Origin of the sequence: Nocardiopsis sp. NPDC058631, assembly GCF_042716955.1 — a bacterium.
Classification (GTDB): Bacteria; Actinomycetota; Actinomycetes; order Streptosporangiales; family Streptosporangiaceae; genus Nocardiopsis.
Genome location: NZ_JBHXQY010000002.1, coordinates 78715 through 89507, shown reverse-complemented (window position 1 = coordinate 89507; position 10793 = coordinate 78715). Strand labels below are relative to the sequence as shown.

The following is a 10793-nucleotide window of genomic DNA, read 5'->3' as shown; positions in this document are numbered from 1 at the left end:
GCCGGGAACCGTCACCGGCGGGCGCGGTCAGGCGCCGGGGGCGGCCGAGGTGCTGACGGGCGGCGCGGAGCCGGTCCCGGGTTCTGTGCCGGGCTCGGCCCTGTCGTCCTCGAAGGCCCTGCGGTGACGGGGCAGGAACGCGGCGATGGCGAAGGCGGTGAGCGCGGCGATCCCGCCGATGCCCAGGACCAGGGTGAAGGCACCCTGGGACGGAAGGTCCTGTCCGCCCACGGGCAGGGTCATGCTGGTCAGGACCATGCCGGTGACGGCGCTGGCCAGCGAGGTTCCGATGGAGCGCATGAGGGTGTTGAGACTGTTGGCCGCCGCGGTCTCGGACCGGGGAACCGCACCCATGACCAGGGCGGGCATGGCGCCGTAGGCCAGACCCACGCCCGCACCGATGACGGTGGAGGCGATCATGAGCTGCCAGATACCCGACATGAGCAGCAGGCTCAGGCCGTAGCCGAACGCGACGAGCAGGGCGCCGCACATGAGGGTCGTCTTGGGGCCCATGGCACGGGACAGCCGGGCCGAGAGCGGCGCCATCACCATCATGACCAGCCCGTTGGGAGCCATCACCAGCCCCGCGACCAGGATCGTCTGCCCGAACCCGTAGCCGGTGGCCTCGGGGAGCTGGAGCAGCTGCGGAATGACCAGGGACATGGCGAACATGGAGAACCCGAACACCAGGGACGCGGTGTTGGTGAGCAGGACCTGGGGGCGCGCGCTGGTACGCAGGTCGACCAGGGGGTGGGGGGCTCGCAGTTCCCACCAGCCCCACACCAGGAGCACCACGGCCGCGGCGGCGATCATGCCCCCGGGCAGACCGCTCCCCCAGCCCCAGTCCGAGCCCTTGGAGACGGCCAGCAGGAGCAGGAGCAGGGCCACGGACAGGCCCACCGAGCCCAGCAGGTCGAACCTGCCGCCCGTACGGACCCCCGAGTCCGGGACGAGTGTGCGGACCAGGACGGCGGAGGCGGCGGCCAGCGCGGCGGCGACCCAGAACAGCGTGTGCCAGTCCGCGGTCTGGGCGAGGAACGCGGCGGCGGGCAGGCCGAGGGCGCCGCCCACCCCCAGGGAGGCGCTCATGACGGCGGTGGCCCCGCCGAGGCGTTCGGGGGGCAGTTCGTCGCGCATGATGCTGATGCCCAGGGGGATGACCCCCGCCGCCAGGCCCTGGAGGGCGCGGCCCACGACCATCGGCACCAGGCTGTCGGCGAGGGCGCAGAACACCGAGCCGACCACGAGGACCGCCAGACTGAACACCAGCATGGGGCGCTTGCCGTACATGTCGCCCAGGCGGCCCACGGTGGGTGTGGCGACGGCGGCGGCGAGCAGCGTGGCGGTGATCGCCCACGCCGTGTCCCCGGGGGTCGCCCCGAGGAAGCCGGGCAGCACGGGCACGAGCGGGATGACCAGGGTCTGCATGAGTGAGACGACGATACCGCTGAACGCCAGGACCCAGACGATCACGTTCGGCCGGGCGGGAGGGCGCACGGGAGACCGCGCGTCGGGTGGGCTGGTGTGGACACCGGTCATCGAGCAGGAACCCCCGTATTCGGACACGCGAAGGCGCCGACTTTTAAGTCAGGCGCATGAATTATGCTAACAGGGCGTACCAGGACTGTTCCACGCCAGCCGTGGGTGAGGGAGGCCATAGTGCCGAGGAGGCCGGCGACCGTCCGCGTGCCCGCCGGGGACGGGAGCGACCGCCCCGCACGGAACGGGGCCGCAGGACGGGCCCCGACGGGGACGACACGGGTGAGCCGCCACACACGGGGATCGGTACGGTGGTTCGCATGAGCGGCAGAGTGGCGAGGTCGGACCGGGTGGCGGCGACGCGGGAGGCGATCCTGGCGGCCGCGGAGCGGCTGTTCGCCGAGCACGGGCTGGCCGGGGTGTCCAACCGCCAGGTCAGCCAGGAGGCGGGGCAGGGCAACAACACCGCGGTCACCTACCACTTCGGTTCCAAGGAGGGGCTGGTGCGCGCGATCGTGCGCCGGCACACGGGGCCGCTGGAGGAGCTGCGGCGCCGCCGGGTGGCCCAGGTCGAGGGCTCGGCCCTGGCCCGGGACTGGGTGGCGTGCATGGTGGAACCGCTGGCCCAGCACCTGGCGGACCTGGGCACACCGTCCTGGTACGGGCGCTTCAGCGCCCAGGCCCTGGCCGACCCCGCCTACCGCCGGATCGTGTCCGAAGAGGCGCTGGAATCACCCTCGCTGGTGCGCGCCGGGCAGGAACTGCGCAGGCGCCTGCCCGATCTGCCCGCGCCGGTGCTCGGCGAACGCCAGGACATGGCCCGCACGCTCATCGTGCACACCATCGCCGAGCGCGAACTCGCCCTGGCCGAGGGCGCCCCCACCCCCCGGGGCTCCTGGCAGGAGGCCGCGGCCGGGCTGACCGACGCCCTCACCGGGCTGTGGCTGGCCCCCGTGACCACCCACCCCGCCCGACCGGAGCCGAGCACCGCCGGAGACCGGTCCCGCTGACCGCACGGGGCCTTGGCGGCTGCCGCCCCAGGGGTGCTGTTACCGGGCGCTGCGCGGCGGCCTCACGCAGCACCCGCACGCGCCCCGGGGACGCAGTGAAGGGCCCGCCCTCAGGCGGACCCTTCACTGACCTGCTAGTCCTCTGTCGGGACGGCGGGATCCGAATCCACGGCCCCTTGCCCCCCAGGCAAGCTGAACCAAGCCGCAGGGGGCCGGGGGAGGTCGCTCAACAGCAGGAAGAACCTGGCCAGGACGCAAAGTCCGGGCTACCGGACGGCGGGAACAGTCATCCGGGGCCCCTCTGCCAGCCCCACCTCTACCCCACCAGGACCGCTCAGATTCCGGGTGGCCCGCCGCCCACCCTCTGGGGTGTGCGGTCACGCGTGCGTGCGGCGAATGCCCCCAGGGCGACCACTCCGAACACCGCCGTCCACCCCAGGCTGAGGAGCATCGATGTGAGCGGGACAGTATCGGTGAACGCCCCTGCCGCACAGACCTGCATCGCTCCGTATCCGGGTAGGAAGAGAACGGCGTCGGCGTCCGCGGTCGGGTTGATGATCGGGTTCTGTAGGGCGTTGTCGATCACCGTCGCCACGATGATCACGAACGTGCCCTCCAGCTCTTCCGGTAGGAACAGGGCCAGGAAGAGCCCGATGGCACCGTAGACCGCCCCGCCCAGGAAGAGGCCCGCCCACAGCTCCAGGGGTTGCTCCGCGGTCCAGTGCAAGGAAGTCCAGGCGGCGGCGTAACCGCTGACCGTCGCCGAGGACACCACCAGCATGGTGAGCTTGGCCAGGATGAGCGCCGTGCGGGGGTAGCCCACCCGGGCCAGGCGCCGGTCGAAGTCCGCCGAGCGGTGCGCCGCGGTGAACATCGCGAACCCCACCAGCAAGGACACCAGGTTGAGTACACAGCCCAGGGTCGTGACCTGGTGCCCCAGCGCCTGGATCCGCGTGTCCGTGGACCGGTGCACGAACTCGACGGGTTCCTCGGTCACCACCGAGTCGAGCAACCAGATCAACAGGGGTACGAGGCAGACCAGCACCACCACCGCGAGACGGTTGCGGGTCAGCTCCAGCAGCGAGTACCGGGTCGCCACCAGGTAGGCGTTCACAGGTCGCGCCCGACGACGCTCTGATCGAACGTGCCCGCACGCAACTGGTACAGGGTGTCCAGACGGTCGACGTCGTGGGCCAGGTGGGAGATGACCACGATGGCGCGTCCTTGGGCCCGCAGTTCCGCGGAAATCTCCCAGAACCGCAAGTAGGTCTCCCAGTCGAAGCCCTGGTAGGGCTCATCCAGGAGGAGGACGGCCGGGTCGTGCATGAGGGACAGGACCAGGTTCAGCTTCTGCCGTGTTCCGCCGCTCAGGTGCCGGACCGGGGTGGCACCGTACTGCTCGAACCCGAGTCGGGCGATGAGGTCGCGAGCCCGGTCCAGACGGCGCAACCGGTAGGCGACGGCGAAGTAGCGCAGATGCTGGTCCACGGTCAGCTCCGGGTTGGTCACCGGATGCTGGGGGCAGTAGCCGATCCGGCCCTCGACCTGCACCCGGCCGGAATCGGGTGCGAGTTCACCGGACAGGATCCGCAGCAGGGTGGTCTTGCCCGCTCCGTTCTCGCCGACGATCCCCACCAGCTCTCCGGGCGCGGCCCGCAGGCTCACCCCGCGCAGGACACGTCTGGCCCCGAAGGCCTTGTGCACGTCCGCCACATGCAGCATCAGACGCTCTCCTCGCTCAGGGTGCCGCCGAAGCTCCTGCGCCGTTGCGCGTAGGCGCTGACGGCGCGAACCAGGTGGGAGCGGTCGAAGTCGGGCCAGAGAGCGCCCTCGAAGACAAGCTCGGCGTAGGCGGTGTGCCAGGGCAGGAAGTTGCTGGTGCGCTGCTCGCCGGCGGTTCTGATCAGGAGGTCCACGTCGGGCAGACCAGGATCGTAGAGGTACTCGGCGAGGTCGGACTCTGTCAGGCGGGTCGGGTCCAGCCGCCCCGAGAGCGCCTCGGCCACCGCGTGTTTGAGCGCGTCCACCATCTCCTGGCGGCCTCCGTAGTCCAGGCAGAACGTGAACGTCATCCCGCTGTTGCCCGACGTCAGCTCCTCGGCCCACTCCAGCCGTTCGCGGAGTTCCGCCCCGACCCTGCTGCGACGGCCGTACCAGCGCATCCGAATGCCCCGGGCGTGCAGGCGCCCGGCCACCCCCGGAACGCCCCGGGTGAACATCCTGAGCAAAGAGGACACTTCTTCGGGAGAGCGCGACCAGTTCTCCGTGGAGAAGGCGAAGGTGGTCACGTACTTGATGCCCAGATCCCCGGCGGCGTCCACCAGACGGTACATCGCCTCCTCTCCCGCCGAGTGCCCTTCCACGGCGGCCAGCCCCAGTGCCCGGGCCCACCGCCGGTTACCGTCCATGATCACGGCCACGTGCTCGGGGACCGCGGAGGGAGGGCCCCCGGGGTCCGGGGACGGGACGGGGGACTGCCGTTGCCGCAGCCGGGGGACGACCGGCAAGACTCCGACAGGTGTCTCTCGGGTTTGTGACAACCGGGCGGGAACCGCTGTTCGCGGTGGGGTACCCGGGGGGCCCGCTGGAAGATACTCGCACTCGTCCAGGCCCGTTCGCAGCCCGACCACCATGGCTGCGAGGAAGGGACGGCTGGAAGGGTGCACGGCATCGACCACCTCCTGCCCCTGGTCCAGCAGTCCGCGTGCCCGTTGCACCTGTCGTGCGATCAGTTCCTGATAGACGTTCGTGCCACGCGCACCGATCAGGTCGTCCGCGTCCAGGCCGAGTCGCTCCAGGTCCTGGCGGGGCAGGTAGCAGCGGCCCTGTTCGAGATCTTCGGGCAGGTCGTGGAGGATGTCGATGTACTGGAGGACTTCACCCAGCAGCGACATGAGTTCCGGGGCGTCCTCCCGGACCGGCTCCAACACGGTGCCGAGCAACTCCCCGACGGTGCCGGCCGTACCGCGCATGTAGCCGCGCAGGTCGGCGAAGCCGGGAAAGTCGGGCGGCCGGCGACTGTCCTGCTCAAGTGTGGTGAGAAGCTCCTCCAGCACCGGCACGGACATGTCCCACGCCCGCACCGTGTGGACCATGGCGCGCTGGACCGACGGTAGGCGGGCGGGGGCGCCGGGTTCGCCGGCCAGCGCGGTCAGGGTGTCGGCGCGGAATCGGGCCAGGGCCGGCCCACGCTCGGAGACCTCCCCTTCGTCGGCCAGCCGATCGGCCCACAGCCCGAAGGCGACCAGTGCGTGCGCGTAGGGGCGCTTGTGGGCGGGCAGCAGATCGACGATCTGCGGAGAGAGGTGGTCCGCGCCCGTGTGGATCCTGCGACAGACCTCGAAGGCGCGCGCCAGGCTGGTGTCGGCGCCCCGCTCCGCGATCAGCAGGGAACCACCTGTCCTCATGTACCCGCTCATCGCTGTTCCTCCGCGGTGACCGCGGGAGTGCGCTCTCGCACCCGTGAACCGTTACCTGCGAGGGGGCCCGCCTGAGCCCATACTCTGACCAATACCGAGGGGATTTGAATAAGCACGCTGAGTAGCATAATGGTTTCCGTGCCTACTTCGAACTGCTGGACCGGCGCAGGGGGCGAACCCGGCTGGAGCCGGCCAACGCGATCTTCGAGTACCTGGAGATCTTGCACAACCGGCAGAGCCGAGACTCGGCGATCAGCTGGCTGACACCCGTGGAGTGCGAGAGGAAGAGACCGAGCGCCGTGGCCTGGGAATCCAGAAACACGGTTCCAGCAAACCCAGTACATGCCAACGTGTGCCAACGGCCCACCTAGCCCGGTTCAACCCCACTTCTACCCCACCGAGCGCGCAAAAAAGGGCCCACCTGGTGGTGGACCCTCTCATGAACTGCTACTTCTCTGTCGGGACGGCGGGATTTGAACCCACGACCCCTTGACCCCCAGTCAAGTGCGCTACCAAACTGCGCTACGTCCCGGCCGTGCGGCAGGCACCGTCTTCGGTGCCGCCAACAGGTAAAACTGTAGCGCATCCGGCAGTGCTCTCGAACCGTTGTCCGCCTGCGAGCGCTCTTCGGGCCCCTCCCCCGTACCGGTACAGGGTGAGCAGGCGGCTACAGGTCCGACGCGGCCCGGCGTGGGGGAAGTAGATGTGGTTCAGGTGGCTGTGCTCAGCCAGGTGCGCACCGGAGCGGCCAGCTCATCGAGCTCCCCGTGTTCTGCCCGAGCCGGCGGATCCGGCGGGCGAGGGCCCACCTTGCTCGTGCCGTGGAACAGGTAGGGGCGCACCCCTCGCACACCATCGTCATCGACGCACCACCCCTGCTCCGAGGGGTGCGGCAGGCGGGGGCGCGGTATCCGTACAGGTGCGGGAAGTGGCCTGTCACCTCGGGCTGCGAACGGAGCACTTCGAGCCCCTGGCCCGTCCACCCCAGCCGCTACGGTCCTGCTTCGAGGCGCGGGCCCTGCGTCCTTGAGCGCACCCGCGCGGGGTGGCTGCGACGGATGCCGCTGCCGCCGTGCGCTCGCGGGGCTGCACAGCACGGCGGTCAGGACCGCGCCGAACAACCAACGCACCTGGTGTGCCCATCCTCGGGCGGGTTTGCGGTGCCGACCGCTAGGCTTCTCCACGATCTCCTCCTGGTTATCTCAGGTGGGAATTCAGCCCTGGCCCGGTGTTCACAGCACCGGGCCGGGGCGCCTCCACTTTTTCTACTCATGGGCTGCGCGGGGCGGGTTGGTGTCAGTGGTTCCGGGGTCGTACGCCACCCGGAACTGCGCTTCCCACCCACACCACGCAAGGGGCACACAAAGCCCTGGATTCTCAGGAAACGCAGGCCGTTTCCGCCGGGCTGGCCGATGCTCGCTTGGATGAACGAGGTTCTTCGATACCCGTCGCCGGGAAACGACATCGCATTCGGGATCACATCGGCAGGCGGGCCCTCCCGGGACGGTCGAAAGCGGCACGAACCGTCAACGGCCCTCCCGCGCTCCCGGAGACGTCCCAGTACAGAGCCAAGGCCTCCACCAGCGCCAGGCCGTACCCGCCTTCGGCCAGCACGGGTCCGGCCCCCTCGACCCCGAACTTGGTGGGCGCGGCGGGCACGGTGACCTGCGCGCCCGGTGCGGGGCCGTCGTCGCCGACACGGAGCAGGAACAGGCGCGGACGCCGCTGGATCTCGATCCTCACCCGCCCGCCCTCAAGCCCGGACGCGGTGTGCTTCAGGGCGTTGGCGTGCAACTCGGCCAGGGACACCAGCAGCGGATGGGCAGCGGAAGGCGTGGCCCGGGTGGCCTGCATCGCCCAGCGGCGCGCGGCCTTGACGTGGCGCGGGTCGGACCCGCAGACCAGGCCGCTGGTGTCGGGGTCGGTGTGGCGGATACGCCTGGGCAGGTCGAGAGAGGCCTGAGCCGGGGTCATGGATTTCCACCGGGTCCTTTCGGTGTTGTCGTGGTCGCTGTGCGTGAGCCCACGACGAAAGGATGCGGTCAGGCCGTTCACTCCGGGAAGGCCAGGCGGAGAGTTCCCGAATCTTCCATACGCATCTGGAATTCTGTGGAACGCCCCACAGGGCGTGTTGCTCCGTGGTCACATGGCCTCATGCACACAGACGAACGTGTCCTCAAGGCTTTCGGACGCGAATTGCGCAGGCTGCGTGTGGAAGCCGAACTCACCCAGCAGGCCCTGGCCCGGCGCATCAGCCAGCGCGGTACGGCGATCAGCGACTCGCACGTGTCCGACATCGAGAACGGCCGGGCAATGGCCCGGCCGTGGCTACGCAAGCTCCTCGACGAGGCCCTGGAGAGCGACGGAAGGCTGGAGAGGCTCTGGGAGGAGCTGACGGGCTCCGGACGCCAGGTGTGGCTGCACGAGGTCACCAAACGCACCCACGCCGCAGACGCACTGTTCGAGTATCAGCCCTTGGTGTTCCCCTCCTACCTGCAGACGGAGGAGTACGCCCACGCGCTCATCCGTTACGGATCCCCCTGGCTGGCGAGACAAGAGGTCCAGACACTGGCAAAGGAGCGCCGGGAACGCGCGGAGCGTATGGCGAAGGCCGAACTTCCCTCGCTCTGGCTGATCATCGACCAGAGCGTCCTTGCCCGCCGCTACGGATCCCCAGAAATCCAACGAGAACAGCTCGCCCATGTCGCTAGCCTTGTGGACGGCGACCGGTTGACCGTGCAGATGGTCCCGACGAACTCGCCTCGCCACGCGGGGAACTCGGGTCCGCGACGGATCATCACGACCGCTGACGAACCGGAAGTGGTCTACATGGAATCGGCCGAAGAAGGCAGAATCATCACCGACTCCGCTGGTATCTTTCGTAGCCGCTTGCTGTTCACAGCCCTTCAGGGAGCAGCCCGCGACCCGCAGGAGACCTTGCAGGCCATCCGCGATGAGATGAGGAAGATCGACGATGAGTGACTGGCACAAGAGCAGTTACAGCGGCGGGTCGAACGAGTGCGTCGAGGTCCGCGAGCACACCGCCGGCGCGGACGTGCGCGACACCCAGAACCGCGGGAAGGGACAGCTTTCCTTCACCGGCCCAGAGTGGAGCGCCTTCATCGAGACGCTCTACCTCACCCGCGCGTAGGCGCCTACGAGACGGGATCGCCGTTCTCCAAGTAGGCCGTCCTGCCTTCCCGACGGGCGCGGTCCCCCTGGATGATCCTGCGCGCGAGTCGGGGAATCGTCACCGTTTCGATCGAGGCCACGTCGTGGAACTCGTACCCGGTCAGCTCGGCCGGGTCGAGGCTGATCTGGTCCAGCCGCCCCTGGTCGAGCACTCCCCCGTCGAAGACGAACAACTGTTTGTCGCCCTCGGAGGGGTTGGGGGCCCAGTCGATGACCAGGAGTCGCCCGATCGGCGGCGTGAGCCCCAGTTCCTCCTTCACCTCACGTGCCGCGGCCTGGGTCGGCGTCTCCCCGTGCTCGATGTAGCCGCCGGGGATGTCCAGGTAGTCCTTGTAGGAGGGGACCACCATCATCACCCGGCCGAGGCGGTCGAAGAACAGGACACCGGCGGCGACCCTCGGGCGGGAGAAGGATCCCGTGGGATCAGAGACCATGTTCCGACACTAACGGCCTCCGTACCGGAGCATCCCCCTCCGGTGCGCCTGGTCCGCCGGTCTCCGGTACCGCTTCCCTCTTGGTCAGCACCATGCGCCCCACGATCGGGCCGACGTCTGGAGTAACGCATTGACCGAGCAGAGAGCACAGGCGTGGGGGCGCGAGCTCCGCACCGTCCACCAGCGGCTGCGCGACGCCCTGGAGGTGACCCGCGAGTCCGTCACTGAAGGTGGGCGTGCCGAATCCGTCTCCCGCGACCTCCGACTCTTCTGCCTCGGATTCTGCACCGCGCTGAACGGCCACCACACGAGCGAGGACTCCGCGCTGTTCCCGCTCGTCCTGGAACTCCGCCCCGACCTCGCCCCCGTCATCGCCAAGCTCAAGCAGGACCACAGCATGATCGAGTACCTCATCGCCGGTCTGGAGAAGGCCGTGGACTCGGGGGACAGCACCGAGGAGCAGCTGCGCCACCTCGACGGCATCGAGGCGGTCATGGAGACCCACTTCCGGTACGAGGAGAAGCAGATCATCGGTGTCCTCGACGGCCTCACCGCCGAAGGGCTGGACAAGCGGACCCTCCTGGGCCCCCTCGCCTGAGTGTCCGGGGGCTCCGGTCTGCGCCCGGGGCGGGCACGGCGCCGTGTCACCCCAGGTCCTCCCGGTCGATCAGCCCCTCCCCCACCAGGTCCGTCCACAGTGCCTGCGTACCGGGCGCGCGAACAGGTCGGCGTTGCGCTCCGCTTGCTCCGCCGACCGGTCCAACAGCGTGTACCGCCCGGCGAGCAGCACCGCGTCCACGCCGGTCTCGGTCGCGAAGCGCTCCAGCATGCGGGCCTGGTTCATGCACGCCCCGATCGCGCCGGCCACCCCCTGCGCGCGCAGTTCGTGCAGCGCGGGGTAGGCCTCGCCCACGGCCTGTTCCCAGTGGTCGTCGGGGTCGTGGATGAGGACCAGGTCGACCCGGTCCAGACCGAGCCGCTCCAGGCTCCCCTCCAGTGACCGGCGCGCACCGTCCGCGCTGAAGTCCCACCGGCGGGAGTGCGTGGCCGGAACGTCGAACCCCTGGTCGTCGCGTTGCCCGCTCCGGTGCGGTGTGGGTTCCAGCAGTCTGCCGACCTTGGTCGACACCGTGTACCCGTCCCGGGGCAGGCCGGCCAGGGCGGGGCCCAGCCTGCGCTCGGACAGGCCCAGGCCGTAGTGCGGGGCGGTGTCGAAGTACCGCACCCCGCCTCCCACACCGCCCGCACGGCACCGTGGG

The 10793-nt window shown here is 69.6% G+C and carries 11 protein-coding genes and 1 tRNA gene; 4 read left to right on the top strand and 8 right to left on the bottom strand.

The window, feature by feature from the left end; translation table 11 throughout:
- Nucleotides 1-27 precede the first annotated feature (27 nt).
- On the bottom strand, nucleotides 28-1539 hold the full coding sequence (locus ACFWTE_RS01615; RefSeq protein WP_378776851.1) for an MFS transporter: 1512 nt from the start codon (nucleotides 1537-1539) through the stop codon (nucleotides 28-30).
- A 260-nt stretch (nucleotides 1540-1799) separates the two neighbouring features.
- Between ACFWTE_RS01615 and ACFWTE_RS01610 the strand changes: the two genes are divergently transcribed.
- Nucleotides 1800-2489: a TetR/AcrR family transcriptional regulator gene (locus ACFWTE_RS01610; RefSeq protein ID WP_378776849.1), complete on the top strand. Its 690-nt coding sequence runs from the start codon at nucleotides 1800-1802 to the stop codon at nucleotides 2487-2489.
- Between the two features lie 334 nt (nucleotides 2490-2823).
- On the opposite strand, the gene ACFWTE_RS01605 is transcribed toward ACFWTE_RS01610, so the two are convergent.
- The 5 genes from ACFWTE_RS01605 to ACFWTE_RS01585 all read right to left on the bottom strand — a co-directional run bounded on the left by ACFWTE_RS01605 (nucleotide 2824) and on the right by ACFWTE_RS01585 (nucleotide 7882).
- Complete coding sequence (locus ACFWTE_RS01605) at nucleotides 2824-3603, bottom strand: ABC transporter permease (protein ID WP_378776847.1); 780 nt, start codon at nucleotides 3601-3603, stop codon at nucleotides 2824-2826.
- Entirely contained in the window at nucleotides 3600-4211 is a 612-nt protein-coding gene (locus tag ACFWTE_RS01600; protein ID WP_378776845.1) for an ABC transporter ATP-binding protein, read from the bottom strand. The genes ACFWTE_RS01605 and ACFWTE_RS01600 overlap by 4 nt, the downstream gene beginning before the upstream one ends.
- Nucleotides 4211-5908 (bottom strand): polyprenyl diphosphate synthase, encoded by a 1698-nt coding sequence (gene uppS, locus ACFWTE_RS01595; protein ID WP_378776843.1) that lies wholly within the window; start codon nucleotides 5906-5908, stop codon nucleotides 4211-4213. The genes ACFWTE_RS01600 and uppS overlap by 1 nt, the downstream gene beginning before the upstream one ends.
- A gap of 458 nt (nucleotides 5909-6366) precedes the next feature.
- Nucleotides 6367-6440 (bottom strand) — tRNA-Pro (locus tag ACFWTE_RS01590).
- A 944-nt stretch (nucleotides 6441-7384) separates the two neighbouring features.
- Nucleotides 7385-7882: an ATP-binding protein gene (locus tag ACFWTE_RS01585; protein ID WP_378776840.1), complete on the bottom strand. Its 498-nt coding sequence runs from the start codon at nucleotides 7880-7882 to the stop codon at nucleotides 7385-7387.
- A 180-nt stretch (nucleotides 7883-8062) separates the two neighbouring features.
- On the opposite strand from ACFWTE_RS01585, the gene ACFWTE_RS01580 reads away from it, so the two are divergent.
- Nucleotides 8063-8890, top strand: a complete 828-nt coding sequence (locus ACFWTE_RS01580) for a Scr1 family TA system antitoxin-like transcriptional regulator (protein ID WP_378776838.1) — start codon at nucleotides 8063-8065, stop codon at nucleotides 8888-8890.
- Complete coding sequence (locus tag ACFWTE_RS01575) at nucleotides 8883-9059, top strand: DUF397 domain-containing protein (protein ID WP_378776836.1); 177 nt, start codon at nucleotides 8883-8885, stop codon at nucleotides 9057-9059. Before ACFWTE_RS01580 ends, ACFWTE_RS01575 begins: the two co-directional genes overlap by 8 nt.
- A gap of 4 nt (nucleotides 9060-9063) precedes the next feature.
- Here ACFWTE_RS01575 and ACFWTE_RS01570 read toward each other — a convergent pair whose 3' ends face one another.
- A complete protein-coding gene (locus tag ACFWTE_RS01570) occupies nucleotides 9064-9534 on the bottom strand; it encodes an NUDIX domain-containing protein (RefSeq protein WP_378776834.1) in 471 nt (156 codons plus the stop codon).
- A 130-nt stretch (nucleotides 9535-9664) separates the two neighbouring features.
- Between ACFWTE_RS01570 and ACFWTE_RS01565 the strand changes: the two genes are divergently transcribed.
- Complete coding sequence (locus tag ACFWTE_RS01565) at nucleotides 9665-10132, top strand: hemerythrin domain-containing protein (protein WP_378776832.1); 468 nt, start codon at nucleotides 9665-9667, stop codon at nucleotides 10130-10132.
- A 69-nt stretch (nucleotides 10133-10201) separates the two neighbouring features.
- On the opposite strand, the gene ACFWTE_RS01560 is transcribed toward ACFWTE_RS01565, so the two are convergent.
- Nucleotides 10202-10759, bottom strand: a complete 558-nt coding sequence (locus ACFWTE_RS01560; RefSeq protein WP_378776830.1) for an aldo/keto reductase — start codon at nucleotides 10757-10759, stop codon at nucleotides 10202-10204.
- Nucleotides 10760-10793: the final 34 nt, after the last annotated feature.

Bases quoted from the DNA above. Each gene is read 5' to 3' on its own strand.
- ACFWTE_RS01580 (WP_378776838.1), top strand. From the start codon at position 8,063: ATGCACACAGACGAACGTGTCCTCAAGGCTTTCGGACGCGAATTGCGC.
- ACFWTE_RS01600 (WP_378776845.1), bottom strand. From the start codon at position 4,211: ATGCTGCATGTGGCGGACGTGCACAAGGCCTTCGGGGCCAGACGTGTC.
- ACFWTE_RS01575 (WP_378776836.1), top strand. From the start codon at position 8,883: ATGAGTGACTGGCACAAGAGCAGTTACAGCGGCGGGTCGAACGAGTGC.
- ACFWTE_RS01615 (WP_378776851.1), bottom strand. From the start codon at position 1,539: ATGACCGGTGTCCACACCAGCCCACCCGACGCGCGGTCTCCCGTGCGC.
- uppS (WP_378776843.1), bottom strand. From the start codon at position 5,908: ATGAGCGGGTACATGAGGACAGGTGGTTCCCTGCTGATCGCGGAGCGG.
- ACFWTE_RS01585 (WP_378776840.1), bottom strand. From the start codon at position 7,882: ATGACCCCGGCTCAGGCCTCTCTCGACCTGCCCAGGCGTATCCGCCAC.
- ACFWTE_RS01610 (WP_378776849.1), top strand. From the start codon at position 1,800: ATGAGCGGCAGAGTGGCGAGGTCGGACCGGGTGGCGGCGACGCGGGAG.
- ACFWTE_RS01570 (WP_378776834.1), bottom strand. From the start codon at position 9,534: ATGGTCTCTGATCCCACGGGATCCTTCTCCCGCCCGAGGGTCGCCGCC.